The 25,635-nt window shown below is 69.5% G+C and carries 21 protein-coding genes; 7 read left to right on the top strand and 14 right to left on the bottom strand.

Annotated features, from left to right (window positions below):
* Positions 1-7 precede the first annotated feature (7 nt).
* The 4 genes from HQN59_RS12280 (at position 8) to HQN59_RS12265 (ending at position 6,567) form a co-directional block, all read left to right on the top strand.
* Complete coding sequence (locus HQN59_RS12280; RefSeq protein ID WP_176069389.1) at positions 8-2,341, top strand: cytochrome P450/oxidoreductase; 2,334 nt, start codon at positions 8-10, stop codon at positions 2,339-2,341.
* 36 nt (positions 2,342-2,377) lie between these two features.
* Positions 2,378-3,370, top strand: a complete 993-nt coding sequence (locus HQN59_RS12275) for a Bug family tripartite tricarboxylate transporter substrate binding protein (protein ID WP_176069388.1) — start codon at positions 2,378-2,380, stop codon at positions 3,368-3,370.
* Between the two features lie 533 nt (positions 3,371-3,903).
* Complete coding sequence (locus tag HQN59_RS12270; protein ID WP_176069387.1) at positions 3,904-5,445, top strand: MBL fold metallo-hydrolase; 1,542 nt, start codon at positions 3,904-3,906, stop codon at positions 5,443-5,445.
* Between the two features lie 81 nt (positions 5,446-5,526).
* A complete protein-coding gene (locus HQN59_RS12265; RefSeq protein ID WP_176069386.1) occupies positions 5,527-6,567 on the top strand; it encodes a hypothetical protein in 1,041 nt (346 codons plus the stop codon).
* Positions 6,568-6,620: 53 nt separating this feature from the next.
* Here HQN59_RS12265 and HQN59_RS12260 read toward each other — a convergent pair whose 3' ends face one another.
* The 8 genes from HQN59_RS12260 to HQN59_RS12225 form a co-directional block, all read right to left on the bottom strand.
* A complete protein-coding gene (locus HQN59_RS12260) occupies positions 6,621-7,283 on the bottom strand; it encodes a PEP-CTERM sorting domain-containing protein (protein WP_176069385.1) in 663 nt (220 codons plus the stop codon).
* Positions 7,256-8,695 carry an MBL fold metallo-hydrolase gene (locus HQN59_RS12255; protein ID WP_176069384.1) on the bottom strand — a complete coding sequence of 480 codons (1,440 nt, stop codon included), beginning with the start codon at positions 8,693-8,695 and terminating at the stop codon, positions 7,256-7,258. The genes HQN59_RS12260 and HQN59_RS12255 overlap by 28 nt, the downstream gene beginning before the upstream one ends.
* A gap of 190 nt (positions 8,696-8,885) precedes the next feature.
* A complete protein-coding gene (locus HQN59_RS12250; RefSeq protein WP_176069383.1) occupies positions 8,886-9,779 on the bottom strand; it encodes a LysR family transcriptional regulator in 894 nt (297 codons plus the stop codon).
* A gap of 274 nt (positions 9,780-10,053) precedes the next feature.
* Positions 10,054-10,980 carry an SMP-30/gluconolactonase/LRE family protein gene (locus HQN59_RS12245; protein ID WP_176069382.1) on the bottom strand — a complete coding sequence of 309 codons (927 nt, stop codon included), beginning with the start codon at positions 10,978-10,980 and terminating at the stop codon, positions 10,054-10,056.
* A 165-nt stretch (positions 10,981-11,145) separates the two neighbouring features.
* Entirely contained in the window at positions 11,146-12,123 is a 978-nt protein-coding gene (locus HQN59_RS12240; protein WP_176069381.1) for a tripartite tricarboxylate transporter substrate binding protein, read from the bottom strand.
* Positions 12,124-12,244: 121 nt separating this feature from the next.
* Complete coding sequence (locus tag HQN59_RS12235; RefSeq protein ID WP_176069380.1) at positions 12,245-13,216, bottom strand: NAD(P)-dependent oxidoreductase; 972 nt, start codon at positions 13,214-13,216, stop codon at positions 12,245-12,247.
* Positions 13,213-13,911: an RraA family protein gene (locus HQN59_RS12230; protein ID WP_176069379.1), complete on the bottom strand. Its 699-nt coding sequence runs from the start codon at positions 13,909-13,911 to the stop codon at positions 13,213-13,215. Before HQN59_RS12230 ends, HQN59_RS12235 begins: the two co-directional genes overlap by 4 nt.
* A gap of 83 nt (positions 13,912-13,994) precedes the next feature.
* Positions 13,995-14,957: a Bug family tripartite tricarboxylate transporter substrate binding protein gene (locus HQN59_RS12225; RefSeq protein ID WP_176069378.1), complete on the bottom strand. Its 963-nt coding sequence runs from the start codon at positions 14,955-14,957 to the stop codon at positions 13,995-13,997.
* A 548-nt stretch (positions 14,958-15,505) separates the two neighbouring features.
* Between HQN59_RS12225 and HQN59_RS12220 the strand changes: the two genes are divergently transcribed.
* Positions 15,506-15,979: an RcnB family protein gene (locus tag HQN59_RS12220; protein ID WP_176069377.1), complete on the top strand. Its 474-nt coding sequence runs from the start codon at positions 15,506-15,508 to the stop codon at positions 15,977-15,979.
* A 39-nt stretch (positions 15,980-16,018) separates the two neighbouring features.
* On the opposite strand, the gene HQN59_RS12215 is transcribed toward HQN59_RS12220, so the two are convergent.
* The 6 genes from HQN59_RS12215 to HQN59_RS12190 form a co-directional block, all read right to left on the bottom strand.
* Positions 16,019-17,089, bottom strand: a complete 1,071-nt coding sequence (locus HQN59_RS12215; RefSeq protein ID WP_176069376.1) for a branched-chain amino acid ABC transporter permease — start codon at positions 17,087-17,089, stop codon at positions 16,019-16,021.
* A gap of 65 nt (positions 17,090-17,154) precedes the next feature.
* The gene (locus tag HQN59_RS12210; RefSeq protein ID WP_425342718.1) at positions 17,155-18,189 is read right to left on the bottom strand and encodes a branched-chain amino acid ABC transporter permease; all 1,035 of its coding nucleotides are present in this window, start codon (positions 18,187-18,189) and stop codon (positions 17,155-17,157) included.
* A 61-nt stretch (positions 18,190-18,250) separates the two neighbouring features.
* Positions 18,251-19,015: an ATP-binding cassette domain-containing protein gene (locus tag HQN59_RS12205; RefSeq protein ID WP_176069375.1), complete on the bottom strand. Its 765-nt coding sequence runs from the start codon at positions 19,013-19,015 to the stop codon at positions 18,251-18,253.
* 61 nt (positions 19,016-19,076) lie between these two features.
* Positions 19,077-19,838 (bottom strand): ABC transporter ATP-binding protein, encoded by a 762-nt coding sequence (locus HQN59_RS12200; RefSeq protein WP_176069374.1) that lies wholly within the window; start codon positions 19,836-19,838, stop codon positions 19,077-19,079.
* A 72-nt stretch (positions 19,839-19,910) separates the two neighbouring features.
* On the bottom strand, positions 19,911-21,137 hold the full coding sequence (locus tag HQN59_RS12195) for a substrate-binding domain-containing protein (RefSeq protein WP_176069373.1): 1,227 nt from the start codon (positions 21,135-21,137) through the stop codon (positions 19,911-19,913).
* Positions 21,138-21,359: 222 nt separating this feature from the next.
* The gene (locus tag HQN59_RS12190; RefSeq protein ID WP_176069372.1) at positions 21,360-23,729 is read right to left on the bottom strand and encodes a TonB-dependent receptor plug domain-containing protein; all 2,370 of its coding nucleotides are present in this window, start codon (positions 23,727-23,729) and stop codon (positions 21,360-21,362) included.
* A 180-nt stretch (positions 23,730-23,909) separates the two neighbouring features.
* On the opposite strand from HQN59_RS12190, the gene HQN59_RS12185 reads away from it, so the two are divergent.
* Together HQN59_RS12185 and HQN59_RS12180 are read left to right on the top strand one after the other, a co-directional pair.
* Entirely contained in the window at positions 23,910-24,053 is a 144-nt protein-coding gene (locus HQN59_RS12185) for a hypothetical protein (protein ID WP_176069371.1), read from the top strand.
* Positions 24,041-25,597: a malonate--CoA ligase gene (locus HQN59_RS12180; RefSeq protein WP_176069370.1), complete on the top strand. Its 1,557-nt coding sequence runs from the start codon at positions 24,041-24,043 to the stop codon at positions 25,595-25,597. The genes HQN59_RS12185 and HQN59_RS12180 overlap by 13 nt, the downstream gene beginning before the upstream one ends.
* Positions 25,598-25,635: the final 38 nt, after the last annotated feature.

The following is a 25,635-nucleotide window of genomic DNA, read 5'->3' as shown; positions in this document are numbered from 1 at the left end:
CGACACGATGTCCAGCTCCCTCTCCCCGGCCGCAAACCGCACGTGCCCGGTCACCGGCCCGACGGCGCCGAACGGCTGCCCGGTCAGCCCGCTTGCCGCCGAGTTCGACCCGTTCGGCGACGCGTACCAGCAGGACCCGCCCGACTACGTGCGCTGGGCGCGGGAGCAGGAGCCGACCTTCTGGAGCCCGCAGCTCGGCTACTGGGTGGTGACGCGCTACGAGACCATCAAGGCGATCTTCCGGGACAACCTCACGTTCAGCCCCTCGATCGCGCTCGAGAAGATCACCCCGACCGGCCCCGAGGCCAACGCGGTGCTGGCTTCGTACAACTACGGCATGAATCGCACGCTGGTCAACGAGGACGAGCCGGCGCACATGCCGCGCCGCCGCGTGCTGATGGAGCCGTTCACGCCCGAGGCGCTGAAGCACCACGAGCCGCTGGTGCGCGAGCTGACGCGCGAGTACATCGACCGCTTTATCGACGACGGCCGCGCCGACCTCGTCGACCAGATGCTGTGGGAGGTGCCGCTCACGGTGGCGCTGCACTTCCTCGGGGTGCCCGAGGAAGACATGGCGACGCTCCGCAAGTACTCGATCGCGCACACCGTCAACACCTGGGGCCGGCCGAGGCCGGAGGAACAGGTGGCGGTGGCTCACGCGGTCGGCAACTTCTGGCAGTTCGCCGGCCAGGTGCTCGACAAGATGCGCCAGGACCCGTCGGGCCCGGGCTGGATGCAGTACGGCCTTCGCAAGCAGAAGGACCATCCGGAGGTGGTGACCGACTCCTACCTGCACTCGATGATGATGGCCGGCATCGTCGCCGCCCACGAGACCACCGCCAACGCCGCCGCCAACGCGATGAAGCTGCTGCTGCAGCACCCCGAGGTGTGGCGCGAGATCTGCGACGACCCGAGCCTGATCCCGAACGCGGTCGAGGAGTGCCTGCGCCACAACGGCTCGGTCGCGGCGTGGCGGCGCCTCGCGACGAAGGACGTCGTGATCGACGGCATCGCGATCCCGGCGGGGTCGAAGCTGCTGATCGTGACCTCGTCGGCCAACCACGACGAGCACCACTTCGCCGATGCCGACGGCGTCGACATCCGGCGCGCCAACGCGAGCGACCACCTCACCTTCGGCTACGGCGCGCACCAGTGCATGGGCAAGAACCTGGCGCGCATGGAGCTGCAGATCTTCCTGGAGGCGTTCAGCCGGCGCCTGCCGCACATGCGGCTGGCGGAGCAGACCTTCAGCTACGTGCCGAACACGTCGTTCCGCGGGCCCGAGCACCTGTGGGTCGAGTGGGACCCGGCGCTGAATCCGGAACGGCGCGACCCCTCCCTCCGCGACGCGCAGGTGCCGGTGCGCATCGGCGAACCGTCGGCGCACGCGATCACGCGGCCGCTGCGCGTCGAGCAGATGACGCCGGTCGCCTATGGCATCGTGCGCCTGCGGCTGGTGGCGCCCGACGGCCGCGTGCTGCCGCGCTGGACGCCGGGCTCGCACATCGACGTCGAGTGCGGATCACCCGACACGACCCGCCAGTACTCGCTGTGCGGCGACCCGGCCGACGCGCATGCCTACGAGATCGCGGTGCTGCGCGAGGACGCCGGGCGCGGCGGCTCGGCATGGATCCACGCCAACGCCCGCGTCGGCGACGTGCTGAAGATCCGCGGCCCGCGCAACCACTTCCGCCTCGACGAGGGCGCGCGCCGCATCGTGTTCGTCGCCGGCGGCATTGGCATCACGCCGATCGCCGCGATGGCACGTCGAGCCAAGGCGCTCGGCATCGATTACGAGCTGCACTACAGCGGGCGCAGCCGACGGACGATGGCGTTCGTCGACGAGTTGCGCGCGCTGCACGGCGACCGCCTGCACCTCTACGCACAGGACGAGGGACGTCGCAACGACCTGGTGGCGCTGCTCGGCACGCCGCAGCCCGAGACCCGCGTCTATGCCTGCGGGCCGTTGCGCATGCTCGAGGCGCTCGAAGGCATCTGCGCGGTCTGGCCCGACGACGCGCTGCGCATCGAGCACTTCGAATCGACCCTGGGCACGCTCGACCCGGCGAAGGAGCACGCGTTCGACGTCGAGCTCAAGGACTCGGGCATCGTCGTCAACGTGCGCGCCGACCAGACCGTGCTCGCCGCGCTGCGCGCCGCCAACATCGACATCCAGAGCGACTGCGAAGAGGGCCTCTGCGGGTCGTGCGAGGTGCGCGTGCTCGCCGGCGAGGTGGACCACCGCGATGTCGTGCTGACGCGCGCCGAGCGCGAAGCCAACGCCAAGATGATGACCTGCTGCTCGCGCGCCTGCGGCGAGCGGCTCGTGATCGAACTCTGACCGACCCTTCACACCCACACCAACGGAGACCGTCCCATGCTCTCGTCAAGCCGCCGGCTGACCCTGCTCCTGCCCGCCGCCCTTGCGCTCGCCTCGACCCTCGGCACGACGCCCGCCGTAGCGCAGGGCTACCCGACCAAGCCCGTCCGCCTGATCGTCCCTTACGCGGCCGGCGGCGGCACCGACTTCTTCGCCCGCACCGTGGGCGGCAAGCTCGGCGAGCAGCTTGGTCAGACCATTGTCGTCGAGAACAAGCCGGGCGCCGCGACCATCATCGGCGCCGAAGCCGCGGCGCACTCGCCTGCCGACGGCTACACCGTGCTGCTCGCCGACAGCACCACGCTGGCGGTGAACCCGAGCCTCTACAAGAAGCTACCGTACGACCCGGTGAAGGACTTCGCTCCGGTGTCGCTGACCGCGCGGTTCGCGATGCTGCTGGTGGTCAACCCGAACCTGTCGAAGGCGACCACGGTGCGCGAGTTCATCGACGAAGCCAAGCGCGAAGCCGGCAAGATGAGCTTCGCCTCGGTCGGCGCCGGCACCACCCACCACCTGACGATGGAGCTGTTCCAGCAGCGTGCCGGGATCAAGCTCAGCCACGTCCCGTACAAGGGGGCCGGCCCGGCGATCCAGGACGTCGTCGCCGGGCAGGTGCCGGTGATGTTCGTCGACCTTGCCGCGGGCTCCCCGATGATCAAGGCGGGCCGGCTGCGCGTGCTGGCGGTCGCGAGCCCGCGCCGCATCACCGCCCTGCCGAACGTGCCGACCTTCGCCGAGCAGGGCATCCCCAACTTCGAGGCGTGGGCGTGGCAAGGCCTCGCGGTACCGACCGGCACGCCGCGCGATGCGATCGCCCGCCTCAACGCCGAGTTCGCGAAGGCCGTGCAGGACCCTGCAGTGCGCCAGAAGCTGGTCGACGCCGGCGTGGAACCGATCGCCAGCACGCCCGACGAGATGGCCGCCTACATCCGCAGCGAGACCGCGAAGTGGGCGCAGGTGATCAAGCAGGCAGACATCAGGATCGAGTGACGCATCGACGCGCGCGGCGGCCCTTCGCGCGCGCGTCATCCAGCGGGCGAGCTCCCGAGGTGCCGGGCACCGTTCACCGCTCTTCGCGCACCGGCGACGTGAGTCCGCAACGAGCAGCGTCGAGCGGCATCCGCGCCGTGACGTGCGGCCTCGCCTCGCCTGCGCGTTGGTCCGGCGCACGAACCGAGTCCTGCACGAGTGACGCGGCCGGCACGCAAGCTCGCGACGCGACCGACATGAACAGTCCCCTGACATAGCCGAGCGGTTCGACATCGTTGGTCCGACCTTTACGGTCGGCACTCGCGCGTTCGGCAACGGCAGAGGTCGCGGGGCGCCCAATTTCGATTGGGCACCAAAGAGCGCCGAAGTCCGCCCGCGTCGCGGCCCTGCCGTCGTCGACGCACGCATCGACCGGATCTCATAAGCAACGGCTCTCCGCCATGAGAGCCGCGGCCCGCCTTCGCCGGGCGCCGCCGCGGTTTATGAGTGCGAAAAAAGAATCTATTGGACCGCAGCAACTGCCCACCAACAGAATGCCCGCAGCGTTCTTCGGTCGCGGCCGGCGGAGGCTTCGTTCGGCGATGCGCCGCGGCCCCGCTCGGGGCTTCTCGACGGCACATCTGCTTCTTCTAATTATTCTTCGGAGACTGGGGTTATCCATGATGAGCAAGGCTGGCACGGAAGTCGGGAGTGGACACGTTGGCCATGAGTCACCGGGCGCGAGGCGCGGCTCGGAACGGTCGTCGATGTTCGTCATCGCATTGGCGATTGCCGGTCTGGCCTCCACGCTGAGTCCGGACGCACGTGCCCAGTCCTTCTCGGCCGAGACTCAACGGCATCTCAGGGCAGCGATGAAGAACGCGGGTGGAGACCTGGCGCTCGTCAACCACTACCGGACCTACTCCTGCGATGCGGTGGAGGATCCGACGATGTACGACCGTTCGAGTCGTGAGCGCCGTGCGACCCGGGTCCCGCTCACGCAGGTCTTCGACGACGTCTGGTACATCGGCGACATGTACGTGGGCCAGTACATCATGAAGACGCCGACCGGCGGCTTCATCCTGATCGATGCACTGAACAACAGCGCCGAGGTGGACCAGTACACGATGCCGGCGCTGCAGTCGTTGGGCCTCAGTGCCAGTCAGCCCCTGCAAGCGGTGATCCTCACCCACGGGCACTTCGACCACGACGGTGGAGCGAACCGGCTTCGTGCCATCTTCGGGCCAAACCTCGAGATCTATCTCGGTTCGGGCGATGCGGCCGGCAAGACCTACAACCCGGTGCAGATCCCCTCCAGCGTCGCGGAGCCCCAGGAACGGACCATCGCTGGAATCAAGTTCGTCTTTCAGTCCATCCCGGGCCACACCCCGGGCATGATGAACCTGGCGGTTCCGGTTCACCAGAGCGGCAAGGAGTACAAGCTGATGATGGGCGGGCGCCAGGGTCACCCGACCGCGGTGGCGTCGGCGCGGGGTTACCTGACCGGCACCGAGCGTTCGTACGCGCTGGTGTCGAAGTACGGACTCGAGGGCACCTTCCTCACGCACCCCACCTCGGACGGCTCGACCGTGCACATGCAGCAGATCGAGCACACGGGCAGCCGCAACCCGAATCCCTTCGTCATCGGCAACGACAGGACCCGTCGCGCGGCTGCCATCTGGCGCGAGTGCGCGGCCGCCTGGCTGGCGACCCGCGACGCGACCGCGAACGAGCCGGTCTGGCGCGTGACCACGCTCGCCGTGACGGAACCGAAGCAGCTCACGAACGCGTTGACGGCGCAGCTCACGACCGGGTGGGGCCGCACGGATCCCGATGCAGCGTCGGGGTGGGGTCCGGTGATCGGCCAGCCCGTGACTTTCAGCGTCGATCGCTCGCCGGTGTGCACGGCCGTGACGAACAGCGAGGGGGTCGCGACCTGCACGACCGCGCAGAAGCTGCTGCCGTTCCAGCGCGTGACGGCAACGTTCGCCGGCAACTCGACCGCCGAGTTCGTCAACCTGCCCAGCAGCACCGCTACCGCCGTGTTCCCGCCCGGGTTCCCCGACTGGTTGCAACGCGATTGGCTCCAGCGCTGAGTCGCCCCGTTCGACGGCCGCCCCGCGACCTGCAAGGGTCGCCGAGGCCGCCCGCCCAATGGGTTCTCTTCTGCGTCCACGATGGCTGACTGGTGGCGGGCGGGTCTGATCTGCTCGATCGGCCTGGCTCCCCATGCGCATGCGCAGCCGCTCGAGCCCCCGGCGTGCGTGGCGGCGAGCGCTGCCACGCATGACGGCTTCCTTGCACTGCGGACCGGCGCGGAGGATCTCGGTCTGCCGCTGTCTGCACAGGCCCTGCAGCGGTGGGACCGCCAGCCGTTCGCCGCGATCATCGTTCCGAGCGGCATGCGAGCTCCGGCGCCGGTCGGCCCGGCGTCGAAGGCGCCACCATTGCTGACGGCCACCCGCTCCACGTCGGGGTCCGCGCTCGTGCGCGCCGACGTCCCCCTGTCGGTCGACACGGTGGAGTGGAATCGACGCTCCGTTTCGATCGTGGCGTACATGCCGCCGGGCGGTGAGCCCCGTGCCGTGGCGGCGGTCATGGCCGATCGATCAAACGAGGGGCCGACACGTGTGACGCTCCATTCGCTCGCGCCGCCAGGACTCACGGAGCCGAACCCGAAGATGGAGCTGGCAGCGCAGGAGTATCTCTACACGCTGGCGTTTCGCGAAGATCCGGCCGCCCGCTATTGCGTGCCTTCCCCTGCCGCCGACTGCGAGGACAGCGCGCTTGTCTCGCAGCCCGAAGCGCTTCGAAGCATTGCGCGGCAACGCGCGTGTGCGCTGGCCGCACTACCCGAAGCCGCACGCCGCACCTTGCCGAGCTGGCGGCTCGTGATGCTGCAGCCGCGCGAAACAAATGCCGCAAGGAAGTCCCTCGTGTCCGCGCGGATCTTCGATGAGACCGGCCCGCTCGCCGGCGCCAGCGTCACGTTCTCGCAACTGCCGCACTCCGGCTGCACGGCGACCGCTCGGGCTGACGGCAGCGCCACCTGTGAGCTCGTGGACGATCACGGACACGACGGGGAAGATGCCGAGTCGCACGGGCAACCGGTGGTGGTCACGTTCCCGGGCGACCTGCGAGGCGATCCCATCCTGCTGCCGACCACGATCCTGATCCGGAACCCGCCCGCCGACGGCGACCACGCCGACAGGCGTTAGCCCTTGATCGGACGCGCGTCATGCGCCGCCGCGCCTGGGTCAACGCGACTCGTCTAACGATGAAGCCGCGAGCGACGGAGCCGGGAGCTGGTCAGACCGATCATGCCGAGGGCAAGCAGCGCCAGCGTTCCGGGCTCCGGAACCACATTGATCGCGACCCCGAACTGATCGGTCAGCTGGGCTCCCACGATCGAGAACGCTCCGCCGCCCGAACCGATGGCATCGAACGTCACGCTCGCAAGCGAGAAGGGCGAGCCGACGCCCGGCTGAATCGAGGTGAGCGGCAGCGGATCGAACGGCCCGAGCAGCGAAACCTCGAGCAGCTTCACGATGCCGGGTGTCGAGAAGTCGAAGGCCGTGAGCGCCTCGAACGCGGCCGCGTCGCCGAGGAACGGCCCGAACGACACGCTCGCGGGCGCCCAGACCGACGCGTTGTAGGCGAGCCCCAAATCGAAGCTGCCGATTGCACTGCCTGCCGCGCGGTTGACGGCCGATATGTTGACGACCGTCGTCGAGGGCGGGGTAACCGCGAACGCCGGCGAGACATAGAGCGTCGCATCGGCATGGGCAAAGGCAGCCATCGCGACGCCCGCTGCACCGATGAGCGAGCGGAGGAGATGTCGGTCAGCACGAAGTGACATGGTTCTTCCTGGCGTTGGTTGGATATCGACGGGCCGGCTCAGCATGTTCAGGGCGCGCACTGCTCCTTGGTGCATCGCAGCGTGCACATCCGCGCGTCGCTGATGGACGTCCTGCCGTCTCCATCCGCGTCACGCGCGTCTCCGGCGGCGACCGGCTTGCCGATCGCCGCGACGATCGCGCCGATGTCGTTGCGGTCGACCGACCCGTTTCCATCGATGTCGCATGCGAGGCTCGCGACCAGGGCCGTTCGGGAGCCGGGCAGGTTCACGAAGTCTGCCGACGAGCTTCCCGCATAGCTGGCAGTCACCTCGTCGCGCGCGCGCAGCGTCGGGAGAGAGGCGCACGTCGCAAGGCCGGTGGAGTCGGTCACGGCCACGCATGCCGCGCCGGATGTGCCCACGCTGAACTTCACCTCCTGCCCGACCACCGGACCCCAGTCGCTCTGGACCCGAGCCGCGAGCCGGCTCGGCGAAGGGCTCTGCGCATCGAACGCCACGCTCGTCACGCGCCAGACCGGAGTCTTGGCAGTGGCATCGACCTGCCCGACCTGCGCCGCGCCGCATTCGCGCATGATCGCCACCGTCCGAAGCAATTTCTCCTTGCCGAGGATGTACGGGTTCGGAGTGCGCGAGCCGCGCGCGGCGATGTCCGCCATGTGCTGATTGCCGCCGTCGATGATCGGGTGCGGATGGAGCGTGCCGACCGCGCCAAGATCCTTCGCCGCCGCGTACATGCGCTCGACGGACGCGACATAGCTCCTCGAAGCTGCCACGGTCGTCGGTATCGCCGTTCCGCCGACGATGAGGAGCAGATGCTCCTTGCCGTTCTCGCGCACGGGAATGAATGACGACGTCGTCCCCGGCGTGTGTCCGGGTGACGAGATCACCGTCATCGGACGGCCGCCGAGGCTGAGCTGCTGGTACCCGAGATTGGCCGAGTCGAGCAGAGTCGGCGAGTACGTCTTGCCGCCTGCATCGCCGGAGCCGAGATAGATCGGAAAGCCCGAGCCGTAGATGTCGCGCAGGCGCGGCGCGCCGCCGTCGTGGTCGAAGTGGCCGTGGGTCAGAAACACGCCGAGCAGGGAGGCCTGCGGATAGAGGCCCAGCGACTGCAGGGTGGGAATCGTGTAGTTGTCGATGTCGGTGGCGCGGTTCAGCGCGTCGATCAGGACGTAACCGCCGGCGTTCTTGACGACGAACTGCCCGACGTTCTCGAAGCCGACGTACCACACGTCGTCGAAGATCTGCATCGGCGCCACCGGCGCGGTGTGCGTCCGGATCTCCGCCAGCAGTGCCGGGTTGTCGACGTACATGCAATAGCGGTCGCGGGTCCAGTCCTTCAGGAACTTGTCGCCGCCCGTGTTCCGCGTCGCAGCGTCCAGATGGATGTCCTTTTCGCTTTGCGCTTGCGCGCCGCTGACGCCGGCCACGGCCGCCGCGATCGCCAGCGCCGTGGATTGCAGAAAGACTCTCAACTTCGGCCTCATGAGGTTCTCCTCGAGATGCATGGCAGCGGTGGTGCACCTATCCACGCGCAGGTCCGACTGGACGCTCACGGGAGTCTCGGCTTCACGTCGCACGGCGTCTAATCGATTCTTTCTTGCAACTCATAGCTGCGGTCGATGATTTCGAGAAGGCGTCTCGGGGTCGAGCCCCGGTCAGGCGCGGAAGGTTGCGTCAGCCTCCGCCAGATCCTTGCCGACCGAGCAGCTCGATGAGCGTCAACGCCGCGGCAGACAGATAACCTCCCTGTCGATGCGCAACGACGAGGCGCCGCAGCATGGTTGCGTCGCGGATCGGAACCTCCTTGAGCCTGGGGCCGCCCCGCGGCGCGCCGAGGTGGTGCCGCGAAATGAAGCTCAGCAGGCCGGTTTCCGCAATCAACGACGGCAGCATCAAGAGCATCGTGGTTTCCACTTGAACCTGCGGGCGTGGCAACCGCTTGCGGTCGAAGGCGTGGTCCAGCCAATCGCGCGTCGGCGCGCCCGGCGGCTGCAACGCCCAACGGTACGACCCCAGATCTTTCAATGTCGCGGTCTTCCTGAAGACCTCATGGTCCGCACTCGCGGCGACGACAATCGCGTCCTCCGAGATGATTCGGCTGGTGTAGCCAGGCTCGCGCGAGCTCTCGGTGCCGACCATCAGGTCGATCTCTCCATCCCGAAGCAGCGGCTTGAGCGTGTCGATGAGCCCGACGACGATTCGCAGCGTCACGTTGGGCGCCGATTGCAGGAGCTCTCGAGCCGCCGCCGGCAGGAGGAACTCGGCCGCCGTCGGGACGATCCCCACCCGCACGTCTCCGGCCAGTCCCTGGCCGATGGCAGCGAGTTCGCGCTGCGCATCCTCGGTATCCGTCCGCAGGCGCTGGGCCCACCTCAGCAGCACCTCGCCCGCCGGACTCAGTCGTATGCCTCGCCCCGAGCGTTCGAACAGGGGCGAGCCGCAGTCGGCTTCGAGACGGCGGACAGCACTCGTGAGCGCAGGCTGGGTCCGATGCAGCTCTGCGGCCGCCTTGCCCATGTGCTGGAGCTTCGCAATCGTCTCGAAATACCTGAGATCACGGAGATCCATTTGAACGGCCTTTTTCGAATGAGACTCGAACCGAGGTGCGATGAGCGTTGGGCAACGGCTTGCACGTCCGGGGTCCGGTCGGCAGAGCCGACCAGAACGCTGCCTGATGCGTGAAGGCCGGTGCGTGGAGAGCGTGACTCACGCGAACCGGATGGCTGTCGGGAGCCCGAGCGATCGCGCCTGACACCATTCAAGCGACGACGCGACCGTAGCAGGGCCTTGCCGCATCAGAGTCCGAGCCGCAACGCTTTGCTCGGACGTCGACGACGCCCGCCTATGGCGCCGAACGGCCCTGGTGCAGCGGCGGGCCGGCCGTGTCCAGGCGCGCGCAGAGCACGTTGCCATGGGTCGAGTCGGTCACGAACAGCGTGCGCCGTCCCTCGCCTCCAAAAGCGATGTTCGTCGTCGAGGCGCCCGCTGGCCCACGAAGGATCCATTCAGGTTCCGCGCGGGCGTTCAGAACCCAGACATAGCCGAGCCCCGGGTTGGCGACGATGAGCCGCCCTTGCTCGTCGATGGCGAGCCCATCCGGCCCGCTCGGGCCGTAGGAGGTAAAGAACTGGCCCACCTTGGCGACGCTGCCGTCCGGTAGCAGCGGAACGCGCCACACGCCATTCGCGCGGGTGACTGCCAGATAGAGGACGCGACCGTCCGGGGACAGGCACACGCCGTTCGGACTGGGTACGTTGGCGAGTAGCAGGTCGAGCTTGCCGTCGGGCCGAAGGCGGTACAGCCGCCCCGTGGGATCGTGCAGGCCCGTCTGCCCCTGATCGGTGAAGTACAGCGCGCCGGCGCCATCGAACACCAGGTCGTTCAGCCCGCGGAAGCGTTCCGTGTTGCGACGGTCCAGGTAGCCGCGCACGTTCCCGCTCGCGAGATCGAGCTGCATCAGGCCGTTCTTGTAGTCGGCGATGAGCAGCGTGGCGTCGTCGAGAAACTTCAGGCCATTGGGCTCGCCGTCGTACTCGGCCACCAGAGTCCAGTCACCGGCCGCGTCGATCCGGAACACCCGCCCGAAGGGAATATCGGCCACGTAGAGGTTTCCGTGACGATCGAACACCGGGCCCTCGAGAAACGAGTCGGTGGGCTGACCGCCACGATTGGCAGCGGCCCACACGCTGTCGACGCGCTTGCGAAAGCGCTGCGGCAACGAGGTGAAGAGCGCAAGCTCGCAGACTTTGGGCGGTTGCAGCAAGAACATGGTTCGGACGATCCGCTGTGGACCCCTCGACGCGAGAGGATTGTCGGTCAGTCGACAAGGCGCCGGGCATCGATCCGTGCGGCCGCACGCGCTGCAGTCGCGCGTTCCAGCGCCTCCTGTCTGCGTGCGCTTCCTCGCCCGCTGGCGTTACCAGCGTGTTCGACGTCAATCGATCGTGATGTTGCCCTTGCGCACGACCTCGCGCCACTTCGCATCTTCCTTCTTCAGGTAGTCGGCGAACTGAGCGGCCGTGGAGCCGATCGGTTGCGCCCCCAGATCGGTGAACCGCTTGCGGATCTCTTCGTCTTGCAAGGACTCGACGACCGCCTTCTGGAGACGGCCGACGACGTCCGGCGGCGTGCCGGCTGGGATGAACATTCCGTTCCACTCGTAGACCTCGTAGCCCGGAATCACCGTTTCCGCGATGGTGGGCACCCCCGGCAGGCGCGGCGAGCGCTGAGGAGCCGAGACCGCAAGACCGCGAAGCTTTCCCGCACCGATCAGCGGGGCCGACGCGGCGACCGTGCCGAACATGAAGTCGATCTGGCCTCCCATCACGTCGGTGATCGCAGGTCCACCGCTCTTGTACGGCACGTGCACCATGTCGAGGCCGAGCTGCTGCCGGAACAGCTCGGCCGCGAGGCGCTGCACGGTGCCGGCGCCGCCGGACGCGAAATTCACCATGCCGGGCTCCGCCTTCGCCTTGGCGATCAGGTCCTTGACGTCCTTGTACGGCGAATCCGCCTTGACGATGATGACGTTGGGCGCGAGCGATACCAGAGACAGCGGCTGCAGCGCGCCGGCCGCGTACGGCATCTTCGCGAACAGGTGCGGGTTGATCGAGTACGGCGTCGCGTCGTACAGCACCGTGTAGCCGTCGGCCGGGGCTTTCGCGACCGACGACGCGCCGATGGTGCCGCTGGCGCCGGCACGGTTGTCGACGATGACCGTGGCGCCCAGCTTCGGTCCGACCTTGGCGGCGAGCACGCGCGCCAGTGCGTCGGCAGCTCCACCGGGCGCATACGGCACGACGAAGGTAATGGGGCGCTCCGGCCACGCGGCCTGAGCGAGAGAGCTGGCAGCCAGAGCCAGTGCCGCGACGAACGCGCGACGCGAAGCGGACGAGGAGGAGAGGGTGCTCATCGAGGATCCTTCGAGCATGCAGGGTGTGGAAGCACGTGACCGCGGAAGCGGTTCGCAACCGGGGGTGCACGGAGCGGAGATCGGCGCGGAACGGCGCCAGGCGCCTTGCGAAGGCCCTGGATCAGGAGGGTGCCCCGGTCGCAGCCGCTGCCGCCGGCGCTCGCGACCCGGTCGCGCCCTTCGCCAGCACAGCGAGCGCGTTGCGCGCCGCCGCAACGCCCATCTTCACGTAGGCGTCGGCGGTGACGCCGCCGATGTGCGGGCTCAGCACGATGCGCGGCTCGTCGTGGAACGGGTGCGGCGCGGTCATCGGCTCGACCGCGAAGCTGTCGAGCCCGGCGCCGGCGACCTGACCCGACCGCACCGCGTCGAGCAGCGCGGCCTCGTCGATGAGACCGCCGCGCGCGGTGTTCACGACGATGACGCCGCGCTTGCAGGCGCTCAGGGTCGACGCATCGAGGAGCCTCGCGTTGTCGGGCGTCAACGGGCAATGCAACGAGATCGCGTCCGCGCTGCGCCAGATCGTGTCCAGATCGACCGCCTCGATGTGGGTCGGCAGGTCCTTCGCGAAGGGGTCGAAGCCGAGGACGCGCATGCCCATCGCGTCGGCGACCTTCGCGAAGCGCAGGCCGATCGCGCCGAGCCCGATCACGCCGACGGTTCGGCCTTCGAGCTCGACGCTCTTGTGGGTCGCCTTGTCCCAATGCCCGGTGCGCATGCGATGGTCGAGCGTGACCACCGACTTGGCGCAGGCGAGCAGCAAGGCGACGGCTTGCTCGGCGACCGCGGCGGCGTTCGCGCCGACCGCCGCGACGACCTCGATGCCGCGCGCCTTCGCGGCGACCTTGTCGATCGTGTCGGTGCCGCTGCCGTGCTTGGAGATCACCTTCAGGCTCGGCGCGGCGTCCATCGCGGCGGCCCCGACCTTGCTGTAGCGGACGATGATCGCGCTCGGGTCGTGGCGCTGGCAGAGCGCGACGATGTCGTCCTCGGTCGGCGTCTTGCCGGCGAAGACGACCTCGTAGTCGCCCAGCAGCGCGAGCGCCTCGGCGGCCAGGTCGGCGCCGGTGACCAGAACGACGGCGCGGCTCACAGCGTCTCCCCGGCCTTGAGCACGCCGGCGGCGCGCAGCGCACCGTCGAGCCATGGCGGGGTCAGCGCTTCCCGGCTCTTGATGCCCGCGATGCGCTTGGTCTCGGCGGCGAGCTTCTCGGCGGCCAGCGGCAGCAGCGATTCGGCGCGCGCGCGCTCGACCGCGAACACGCCGTCGGCGTCGCCCACGATCAGATCACCCGCACTGACCGCGACGCCGCCGATGGAGATCGGGTGGTTGAGGCGACCCGGGACGAACTTGGTCGGACCATTCGGGTTCAGTCCGGCCGCGTACATCGGGAAGCCCAGGCCGCGGATTGCCTCGCTGTCGCGCACCGCGCCGTCGATCACGACCGCGACGATGCCGAGGGCGATGCACTGCTGCGTCATGATCTCGCCCATCAGCGCGCTCGAGAGGTCGCCCTTGCCGTCGACGACGAGCACGTCGCCGGGCTTCGCGATTGCTATCGCCGCATGGATCATCAGGTTGTCGCCGGGGCGGACCTCGACCGTGATCGCCGTGCCGGCGAAGCGCATCGAGGGCGCCAGGGGCGCGATGCGGCCGCTCAGCGCGCCGCGCCGCCCGGCCACGTCGGCCAGGATCGACGACGGGAACTGTGCCGCCTGCTCGACGACGTGGGCGGGGGTGCGTTCGATGTCTCGGATGACGTCCGGCAATGCAGCGGCTTGACTCATGAAAGGTCTCCAGGATGTGTCGGGGAGCCGCGCATGCGCGGCAGGCGGGCACCCCGCGGGCGGGGTGCGGCGCGAGCGATCGATCAGTCGATGCGGACGCCGGATTCCTTGACGGTCCGGCCCCAGCGCGCCATGTCCTCCTTGATGAGGGCCGCGAACTGCTCGGGCGAACCGCCCGCGGGCTCGGCTCCTTCGTCGTCGAGGCGCTTGCGCAGGTCGGGCTGCTGGAGTGCCTTGTTGAATTCGGTGTTCAGCCGCGCGATCACGTCCTTCGGGGTTCCGGCCGGCGCGAGCAGGCCGAACCACGTCACCGCGTCGAAGCCCTTGTAGCCGGACTCGCCGACGGCAGGCGTCTGCGGCAGGTCGCCGACGCGCTTGGCCGACGTGACCGCGAGCGGGCGCAGCTTGCCCTGCTTGATCTGCCCGAGCACCGAAGGCACCGACGACATGTACAGCTGGACCTGGCCGCTGATCACGTCGGTAAGGGCCTGGTTCGCGCCCTTGTAGGGCACGTGCTGGAACTTGACGCCGGCGGTCCTCTGGAACTGCTCGCCGGTGAGGTGGGCGACGGTGCCGTTGCCGGGCGACGCGAAGTTGACGCCACCCGGGTTCGCCTTGGCAGCCGCGACGAGGTCCGCCAGGGTCTTGTACGGCGAGTTGACCGGAACCACGATGACCAGCGGCGCGGTGGCGACGAGGCCGATCGGCGCCAGGTCCTTCAGCGGGTCGTACGGCAGCTTGCTGTAGAGCGACGGATTGATCGCGAGGTTGCTGGTCTGACCAAGCACGAGCGTGTAGCCGTCGGGCGGTGCCTTGGCCGCCGAGTCGACGCCGAGGTTGCCGCCGGCGCCCGGCTTGTTCTCGATGACGAAGGTCCAGCCCGTGCTGGAGGCGACCTTCTGCGACACCTCGCGCGCGATGATGTCGGTGCCCCCGCCCGGCGGGAACGGCACCACGAGGCGGATCGGCTTGGCCGGGTACGCCTGCGCGAGGGCTCCCGAGCAGAGGGTGGCGGCGGTCAGCGCCAGCAGGGTGCGTCGAATCATGGTCTCGTCTCCGATCGTTGCGGCTCCTGCTGACTGCAGGTTCCGATGGGCGCGCAGTATTGGCATCGCAAGGGCCACGGTCCAATCGATAATTTCTTCTGATCCATCGATCCGGCTTTTGGTATGAATCGGCGCGACCTTTGCAGGTCGGCGACCCTCGCAAGGGCATCTGGGCGACACCCCGGTCGACGGTCCCGCACGCAGCCGGCGCTCGCGAGCTGTAGCCCGCGGCTCGAGAACCGATCGCAGCGCGCGGGCGGCCGTTCGAACCGAGCCGGCGAACGAGTGGGTCGTGCCGGTGGGGGCGCCACCGAAGGAGGCGACGCGCGCGTGCTGCGGCCGCAATCGTCGGCCAAGCCGCTGTCGGCAATCGCGGTGTCGTGCGACGCTCGTCCGATCGTGCCCCGCGCTCGAGACCCCACGCATCGACATCCAAACCCCGCGTCCGCCACGCGCAAACGGCCGACGCGCCGGTGACCCCTTTTCCTACGTAAGCGACGCGCCCCCGCGCCGAACATCGGCCCTCGTTCAGCTCAAGGGGGCACGCCATGAAGACCCGCAAGATCGTCAGCTCCATCGCGGCACTGGCCCTGATGCTCGGCAGTGCGGCGACGTTGGCCCAGCCCCGCGGCGACCACGATCGCGGCGGCCGCGACCGCGGCAGCGACATGCGTCGGGGCGGCGATCACGACCGCGGCGACCATGACCGTGGCGATCGCGGCCGCAGCTACACGCGCGACCGCGACGACCGAGGCGACCGCCGCGGCCGCGACGGTGATCGCTGGCGCGAAGCGCGCCGCGACAACTGGTCGGACCAGCGGAGATTCGAGCAGCGCCGCGAGTGGCACCGCGGCGGCCGGCTGCCGCCCGAGTACCGCACCCGCCACTACGTGGTCGACGACTGGCGCGGCCACCGCCTGCGCCAACCGCCGCGTGGCTACCACTGGGTGCAGCACGGGTCCGACTACCTGCTGGTCGCGATCGCGAGCGGCGTGATCGCCGACCTGATCATCAACCACTGACTCGTCGGGCCGGCGGGCACGCCCGGCCCCGAGCGGGCTTCAGCGGCGCCGCGCGCGCCACGCGCGCAGTCGCCCCACCACCCCGCTCGGGAAGTAGTAGACCGACAGCACGAACAGGATGCCGAGCCAGAGCAGCCAGCGGTCGGGCGAGATCAGCTGCGAGAGCACCGGCACGCCTTCCACCGCGCCGGCGCCCACCTTCATGAGGTCCTGCAGGTAGTTCTGCGCGAGCACCAGCAGCACGCTGCCGACCACGGCGCCGTAGATCGTGCCCATGCCGCCGATCACGACGATCAGCAGCACGTCGAGCATGATCTCGAACGACAGCGTGGTGTCCGGCCCGTTGTAGCGCAGCCAGAGCGCGAGCAGCACGCCGGCGAGCGCGGCGAACAGCGCGGCGAGCACGTTCGAGAGGGTGCGGTAGACGACGGTGCGGTAGCCGATCGCCTCGGCACGGAAGTCGTTCTCGCGGATCGCCTGCAGCACGCGCCCGAACGGCGAGTTGACGATGCGCAGCATCGCGAGCACGAGCCCGAGCGACACCACGAACAGCAGGTAGTAGGTGACGAAGCGGCCGTCGACCGACGCGCCGAGCACCGGGTCGTCGACATACTGCGTGCCGGGCTGCAGCGCCTCGGGCACCCTGAACGTGAGCCCGTCCTCGCCGCCGGTGAACGCCGAGAGCTGCGAGGCCAGCGTGAGGAACGCCGACGCCACCGCGAGCGTGATCATGGCGAAGAAGATCGCCCGCACGCGCAGGCTGAAGAGGCCGATCACGAACGACAGCAGTGCCGCGAGCAGCAGCGCCGCCAGCGCGCCGACCGCGACCGCGGCCCAGCCCGGCCCCCAGTGCGTCGACGCGATCGCGACGCCGTACGCACCGATGCCGAAGAACATGGTGTGTGCGAAGCTCACGATGCCGGTGTAGCCGAGCAGCAGGTCGAAGCTCGCCGCCAGCACGATGAAGACCATCACCTTGGCCGCGACGTTGAGCGCCCGGGTCGACGCGAACAGGAACGGCGCAGCGGCCAGCGCGACGAGGACGACGAGCAGCACCACCGAGAGCAGGCGGTTGCGCGGCAGGTCGTGCGAGAGAAGGCGCGTCAGCATGGGTCAGCGGCCTCGCGCATGCAGTGCGGCGGAGGCGGCGCGAACGAAGGCAGCGTCGAGCCTCATCAGCGGTTCGCCACCGGATACAGCCCCTGCGGCCGCCACACCAGCACGGCGACCATGAGGCCGATGCTCGAGAACATCGCGAGCTTGGGCGCCAGGAAGCCGACGTAGTTCGAGAGCAGGCCCACGAGCAGCGCGCCGACCAGGCAGCCGAGCGTCGAGCCGAGGCCGCCGATGATGATCACGATGAACAGCAGGACATTGACGGTGCCGCCGATCTGCGGCGTGACGATCTGCTGGTTCATGCCCCAGAGCGCGCCGCCGAGGCCCGCGAGCGCCGAGCCGGCGGCTAACACGCCGACGAAGAGGCGGCGGATGCGGTAGCCGAGGCTCTCGACCATCTCGCGGTCCTGCACGCCGGCGCGGATCAGGAGGCCGATCTTGGTGCGGTTGAGCGTGTAGAGCAGCCCCGCGAGCACGACAAGGCCGACCACCACGGCGACGAGGCGGAAGCGCTCGACCGCAGCCGGTCCGACCAGCACCGAGCCGCGCAGCGCCTCGGGCAGCGGCAGCGGGATCTGCTGCGGGCCCCAGACCACCTTGATCAGCTCCTCGCCGACGATCGCGCCGCCGATCGTCACCAGGATCTGCTTGAGGTGCTGCCCGTAGACCGGCCGCACGATCACGCGTTCGAAGCCGAGCCCGGCGACGCCGCAGAGCGCCATCGCGGCGAACACCGCGACCCCCACCGCTGCCACGTTGGGACCCATGCTCGGCACGCTGGTCCAGCCGAGCATCGCGCCGAACACGCTGCTCGCGACGTACGCGCCGAGCGCGATGAACAGGCTGTGGCCGAAGTTCAGCACGTCCATCAGGCCGAACACCAGCGTGAGTCCCGACGCGGCGATGAACACGATCATCCCCATCGCGAGGCCGGCGAACGTGAGCGTGAGCCAGGTCGAGGTCGAGCCGACCGCGGGCCACGCGACGAGCGCGATCGCGAGCGCGAGCGCGACCGGCAGCGCGTCGAAGCGGGTGCGCGGCAGCGCGTCGGGTGCGGTCGCGGCCGGCGGCGCGGTGGTGGCGGCAGTGGTCACGGCTGCGTGCTCCGGCAGGTTGCGGCGGATCGGCCAGACCGTTGATGCAGGACGGCGTTCGTCATTGATGCACCGCCAGCGAAAGGCCGAGCAGGCGCTGCTGCAGCGCCTCGTCGCCGGCGAGCTCGGCCATCGAGCCGCGGTGGACGACGCGCCCGTCGTCCATCACCGCGACGCTGTCGCCGAGCGCGCGCGCCATCGCGAAGTTCTGCTCGACGAGCAGGATCGTCGTCGCAGTCGACTTGAGCTCGCGCAGCGCCGCGATCAGGTTCTGCACGATCGCCGGCGCGAGGCCTTTGCTCGGCTCGTCGATCAGCAGCAGGCGGCGCGGCTCGACGATCGCGCGCGCGATCGCGAGCATCTGCTTCTGGCCGCCCGAGAGCTTGCCCGCCGGGTAGAGCCAGAACTTCTTCAGCGCCGGAAAGAGGCCGAAGATCCACTCGAGCCGCGCCGTGTCGAGCCCGGCGACGCTGCGCGCGCCCCGCGCGGCAAGCAGCATGTTCTCGCTGACGGTGAGGTCCGCGAAGATGCCCATGTTCTCGGGCACGTAGGCGATGCCGAGCTGCGCGATGTCCGGAGTGCCGCGACGCCCGCGCGCCGCCTCGCCGGCCGCCGGCCCGCCGATCGGCACGCCGTCGAACGTGATCGAGCCCTGCGACGCCGCCCACAGGCCCATGATCGTGCGCAGCGTCGTCGTCTTGCCGGCGCCGTTGCGCCCGAGCAGCATCGTCACCTGCCCCGCCGGCACCGCGAAGTCGACGCCATGCAGGATGTGATACGCGCCGATGTGCGTGTGCACGCCCTTCAGCTCGAGGAGGTCGCTCACCGCGCCGCTCCCGTGCCGCGCCCCGCGGCGGCGGAATGGTCGGACCAAAACGCAAAGGTGCTCACGCCACGGCCTCGGTCTCCGGCGCGACGCCGAGGTAGGCCTGCTGCACGATTGGCGAGGCGATCACCGCGGCCGGCTCGCCATCGGCGACGAGCTGGCCGTTGTGCAGCACGACGATGCGATCGGCGAGCTCGCGCACCACGTCCATCTTGTGCTCGACCAGCAGGATCGTCTTGTCGCGCTCGGTTTTCAGGCTGCGGATCAGGTCGAGGATGATCGGCACGTCGTCGACGCTCATGCCGGCGGTCGGCTCGTCGAACATGTAGACGCTGGGCTCGAGCGCGATCAGCATCGCGACCTCGAGCTTGCGCTGGTCGCCGTGCGGCAGGCTGCTCGCCGGCAGGTCGGCGCGGTCGTCGAGGCGCACCCGCGCGACCAGCGAACGCGCGTGCTCGAGCGTGCGGCGATGGTCGAGCCACACCGACCAGAGGTCGAGACCGACGCGGTGCCGCGACTGCACGGCCAGGCGCACGTTCTCGAGCACGCTGAGGTTGGGGAACAGCTGGGTCAGCTGGAACGCCCGGCCGAGCCCGCGTCGCGCGCGCACGGCCACCGGCTCGCGCGTGATGTCGGCGCCATCCAGATGCACCGACCCGGCGCTCGCGCGGAGCTGGCCCGAGACGAGGTTGAAGTAGGTCGTCTTGCCGGCGCCGTTCGGGCCGACGATCGCGGTCAGCGTGCCCGGCGCGAACGCGCAGGTCACGCGGTCGACCGCGACGTGGCCGCCGAAGCGGATCGTGAGCTCTCGGGTTTCGAGCATGAGGCGTGCGGCGGCGGGTCGGACGGCGCAAGCCGTTCGAACCCGCCGAGTCAGGACGGCCGAAGGTCCGGCCTAACGCTTGTTCTTGATCGGCACCTGCATCTCTTCCGGCTTGATCTCGCGGATCAGCTCCGGAACGCCCCAGGCGAACGCCGGGTCGTTCTTGATGCGGAAGTGGTACATCGACTGCATCGCCTGATGGTCTTCCTTGCGGAACGTCATCTTGCCCTTGGGCGAGTCGAAGCTCATGCCTTCCATGGTGCGGATGAGCTTCTCGGTGCTGGTGTCGCCCGCGGTCTTCTTGAGCGCCTCGACCAGCGCGATGCCGGCGGCCATGCCGCCGGCGGTGAAGAAGTCGGGCGGCGACTTGAACTTGCTGTAGTGGTTGGCGACCAGCCACTCGTTGACCGGGTTCTTCGGCATGCCGAAGTAGTAGTAGGCCGCGCCTTCCATGCCCGGCAGCTGCTTGTACGCGACCATCGCCGGGAGGATGTTGCCGCCGGTCGCGACCTCGATGTTGTTGCGCTTGAGGTCGTCGGCGATCTTGAAGGGGTTGCTCGCACCGGCCCAGATGATCCACACCACCTTGCGGCCCGGCTGGTTCTTGAGCGCGTCAATGAGGCGCTGCGTGCCGGCGGTGAAGTCGGTGGTGTTGGGCGGCAGGTATTCCTCGTGGACGACCTTGGCCTTCTTGATCGCGTCCTTGAATGCCTTCACGCCGTCACGCCCGAACGCGTAGTCCTGGCCGAGCGTCGCGATCGTGACGCCGGGCTTGTCGAGCGCGACCGCGTTCGAGATCGCGTCCTGCGAGCTGTTGCGGCCGGTGCGGAAGATGTAGCGGTTCCACTTCTCGCCGGTGATCGCGTCGGCGACCGCCGGCTCGACGAGCAGGATCTTCTTGTACTCCTCGGCCACCGGCAGCAGCGCGAGGGCGACCCCCGACGACGACGGGCCGACCGCGACGTCGGCCTTGTCGTCGGCGTAGGCGGTGGCGAGCAGGCTCTTGCCGACGTCGGGCTTGCCCTGGTCGTCCTTCTCGATCACCGTGAGCTTCTTCCCGCCGACGGTCATGGTGCCGCCGGTCGCGTATTCGAGGCCCATCATCAGGCCGGTCTGCGTCTGCTTGCCGTAGGCCTCGAGCGGGCCGGTCTTGCTGTAGACGTGGGCGATGCGGATCTCGCCCTTGTTCTGCGCGATCGCCGGCAGCGCGGCGCCGAACGCCACCACCGCGGCGAGTGCCCGCAGCACGGCGCGGCGCGGCGCCAGGCGTGCGGCGCGGGAGATCGAGGGCTCGGTCATGTCACGTGTCCTTCAGGGTGTTTGGGCCGCGGGCGCGCGGCTCGACGCGGCGCATGCGGCAAAGGCGTGATGAGACGTGAAATCGGGCTTCGCCGACAGTAGGTTTAACGCTGAGCTTGCGCGCGGGTTTTCACGCCTATCGGACGGCGTTCAGCATGCTGAACGCGCGAACACGCGCGGATCACCCTTTTGCAACGCGGCACGTGGCGCGCCGCACCTGCGTCACAGCTTGGCTTCGAGTCGCAGCTGCAGGTTGAGCGACGACGGTGTCGTGGTGGTCGACGTCTCGCGCACCGAGCGCGCGCGGCCGTCGATGCTGCGCACGTCGTCGAACACCGAGCCCGTGACCTCATCCAGCGGGTTCAGGTTGCTCGCGCTCATGCGCAGCTGCAGGCTCGGGCTGACGATCCACAGCGCGTAGGCGTCGAGCACGAGCTTGCGACCCTGCCGCACCGTCTGCAGCTCGCTGATCCGCGTGCGATAGCCCGGCGACCCGTTGATGTTGCCCCCGACCGCGAGCGGCACCGCGGTGAAGCGATGGTCCGCGCCCGCGTTGAGCACGTACGTCGGCTGGCGATCGAGCCGGTTGTCGGGACCGGGCACCGATCGGACGCGCGAACGGAACGCGCTCGCGTTGAGCCGCAGGTCGGTGCGCGGCGCGCCGTCGACGAGCTGGCTGAGGCGGAACTTGGCCTCCAGCTCGATGCCCTGCGTGACCGCGTCGCCGATGTTGCGCGGCCGGGCCACGTAGCGCGGCTGGCTCGACCACGGCACCGTCTCGAGCGTGGTCTGGCTGCGCATGAAGTCGCGGATCCAGCGCTGGAACACGCTCGCGCTCAGCACGCCGCCGCCGTCGAGATAGCGCTCGAGCGCGACGTCGACGCCGGTCGCGAGCTCGGGCCGCAGCTCGGGATTGCCAGCGCGGTCGGGCTGGGTCGCGGTGTTGCGGCCGTCGATCGGGTAGCGCGCGTTGGGCACCGGGCGCGCGATGAGGTCGGCGAGCCCCGGCGAGCGGTAGCTGCGCGTCAGGCTGATGCGCACCTGATCGCGACTCTTCGGGTCGGGCTTCCACAGCGCGTGCAACAGCGGCGACCAGACGCTGCTCCGGTTGGTCGCTCGCGGCGTTTCCGCGCTGGCGCTGCTGCGCGTCGCGATGCCTTCCCAGCGCAGCCCGACGTGCGCGGCCCAGTTCGGCGTCACGTTCCACTCGTCCTGCGCGTAGGCGGCCAGGCGCGTGGCCGACGCCTCGACGTCGTCGCCGAACTCGACCAGCAGCGGGCGTCCGTTCTGCAGCGTGGTGCGCCGATCGAGACGCCGGTTCGACTCGGCCTCGACGCCGGCGACCACGTTGTGATCGGCCGCGAGCAGCGCGATCACCTTGCCGCTCGCGGTGAGGTTGCGGTCGCGGGTCGTCGCGTCGTCGTCGACGCGGCGCGTCTGCAGCCCGTCGGTGCGCTCGGTCGCGACGCGCTCCAGCGTGTTGCGAAAGAGGCCGATGCCGCTGCGCAGCTCGATGCGCGCGTCGGGTGTCAGGCGGCGCAGCCACGCGCCGTTGAGACGGCCGAAGGCGTAGCGCCCGCTGCCGTCGCTGCGGCTCTCGTCGTAGGGGCAGAGCGGCGTCGGATCTTCGGGCGGCGACGGCCCCGCGCTGCAGTCGCGCGTCGGCACGGCCTGCGCGAGCGCTCCCGTGCGGCGCGTGTCGCCGCGCCCGACCACGAGGAACGGGGTCAGCACCACGCTGTGGCCGGGCTCGCTGCCGCGCCACTGCAGGCGGCCGGTCGCGTGCAGGCCGCTGCGATGCTCGCGCGCGGTCGCGTCGAGCCGCTGGTCGAGCAGCGTCGCGCCGCCGTCGAGGTCGACCGCGCGCGTGCGTGTCGTGCTGTCGGTCGCGAGGCTCTGCCGGAACGCCGACAGCGAGTGATTGAACGTGAGCGGACCCAGCCGGTCGTTGCGCGTCCAGGCGACCCGCGCCTGCGCGCGGCCGTCCTCGACGCTGGTCGCCACCTGCAGGTCGTTGATGCGCCGGCTCGCACCGTCGCGCGTGATGATGTTGATGGTGCCGGCGATCGCGCGCGCGCCAGTCTCGGCGGTCGGCGCGCGCAGGATCTCGATGCGCTCGACCTGCTGCGGCGACAGCGAGTCGATCGAGAAGCCCGGCGGCACGCGTTCGCCGTCGAGCAGGATCTGCGTGTAGCCGGCGCCCAGGCCGCGCATGCGGATCGCGCCGCCGCGGCCGGGGCGGCCGTCGACGGTGATGCCCGGCAGGCGCTTGAGCACGTCGCCGAGCGTGGTGTCGCCGTGGCGCTCGATCTCGTCGCGCCCGACCACGATCTTCGCCGCGGTCGACTCACGGCGTTCGGTGGTCTCGTCGATGCGCGAGCCGGTGATCACGATCTTCTCGAGCGTGGCCGGCGCGGCGGCCGGGGCCTCGGCGTTGGCCGGCGCGGACGGTGCCGGCGGGGCGGACCCCTCCCCCGACGCCGGCGCCGCAGCGCCTTGCGCGGATGCGGCGGCCGGCAGCGCCGCCAGCGCGATCGTCGCCGACACGATGCAGCCCGCACGTACGAGAGGCGGGGCGGCGCATAGCGGCATGCGACGAAATTATCCCGACCGGGTCGCTCCGCCGGGCGCTCGAAAACGTGCATTCGGCGCGCCTAGCGACGTGGCTGTCGTGGGGTACGCGCGGGTGACGCATCATCCGTGCGGGTTTTCGGCGTCTCCGCGGCGCGCCGATTGCCCGGATGATCGCCGCGCCCCTCGCAACCCCGACCCATGACGAGACCTTTCCCCGCGCCCCTCGGCCTGCTGCCGGGTGGCAGCCGCACCACCCTCGAGCGCGCCGCGAGCGCGCGGCACGCCGGCCGCGTGGCAGCGTCGCATGTCCTGAACCCGGAGGCGTGTGCATGGCTGCGGTGAGCGACGACGGCAACCTGTTCGCCGCCCTGCGCGCGGGCTTTCCGGGCGACCTCGACGCGATCGCGATCCAGACCATCGGCGGCACCGAATCGCATGCCTACACGTGGCGCGACCTCGATGCCGGCAGCGCGATGATGGCGAACCTGCTGCAGGCGCTCGACCTCGAGCCCGGCACCCGCGTGGCGGTGCAGGTCGAGAAATCGGTCGAGGCCCTGATGCTGTACCTCGCGGTGCTGCGCGCCGGCTTCGTCTACCTGCCGCTCAACACCGCCTACCGTGCCGCCGAGATCGAATACTTCGTCGGCAACGCCGAACCCGGCGTCATGGTCTGCTCGTCGACCTACTTCGCCGAGGTGTCGACGATCGCGTTCAAGGCCGGCTGCCAGAACGTGTTCACGCTGAACACCGACCGCACCGGAACGCTTCTGGACCGCGCCCAGCACCACCCGGCGGCGCAGGAGCCGGTCGAGGTCGACGCCGACACCCTGGCCGCGATTCTCTACACCAGCGGCACCACCGGGCGCAGCAAGGGCGCGATGCTGAGCCACGGCAACCTGCTCTCGAACGCGCGGGTGCTGAAGGACTACTGGGGCTGGGTGCCGGGCGACGTGCTGATCCACACGCTGCCGATCTTCCACGTGCACGGCCTGTTCGTCGCGACCCACGGCGCGCTGCTCAACGGCAGCAGGATGCTGTGGCTCGCCAAGTTCGACCCGAAGGTGGTGGTCGAGCACTTGCCCGAAGCCACCGTGTTCATGGGCGTGCCGACGCTCTACGTGCGGCTGCTCGCCGAACCCGGGCTCACGCGCGAGGCGTGCCGCACGATGCGGCTCTTCATCAGCGGGTCGGCGCCGCTCCTCATCGACACCTTCAACGCGTTCCGCGAGCGCACGGGTCATACCATTCTCGAGCGCTACGGCATGAGCGAGACGGCGATGCTGACGTCGAACCCGTATCGCGAAAGCGAAGGCGAACGGCGCGGCGGCACCGTCGGATTCGCACTGCCCGGCGTCGGCCTGCGCATCTGCGACGACAGCGGTGCCGCGGTGCCGCAGGGCGCGGTCGGCAACATCCAGGTCACCGGGCCGAACGTGTTCAAGGGCTACTGGCGGATGCCCGAGCGCACCCGCGAGGAGTTCACCGCCGACGGCTGGTTCAAGACCGGCGACGTCGGCCGCTTCGACGCCGACGGCTATCTCACCATCGTCGGCCGCAGCAAGGACCTCATCATCAGCGGCGGCTACAACGTCTACCCGGCCGAGGTCGAGGGCTACCTCAACGAGCTGCCCGGAGTGGCCGAGAGCGCCGTCGTCGGCGTGCCGCACCGCGACCTGGGCGAGGGCGTGATCGCCGTCGTCACCGCCCGCCCGGGCATGACGCTCGACCCGCAGCGCCTCGTCGCCGAGCTCAAGACGCGCATCGCCGGCTTCAAGGTGCCCAAGCACCTGTTCATCGTCGACGAGCTGCCGCGCAACACGATGGGCAAGGTGCAGAAGAACCTGCTGCGCGAGCAGCATCGGGACCTGTTCGGGGCGACCCGCTAGCGGTGCGTCGCAGGCGGCCTCGTCACGCGGCTGGACCG

The sequence above is a fragment of the Rhizobacter koreensis genome, from assembly GCF_013366375.1.
In the GTDB taxonomy this organism is placed as follows: domain Bacteria; phylum Pseudomonadota; class Gammaproteobacteria; order Burkholderiales; family Burkholderiaceae_C; genus Schlegelella_A; species Schlegelella_A koreensis.
Note: the sequence above shows the minus strand (reverse complement) of the source record. Positions and strands in the feature narration are given on the sequence as shown.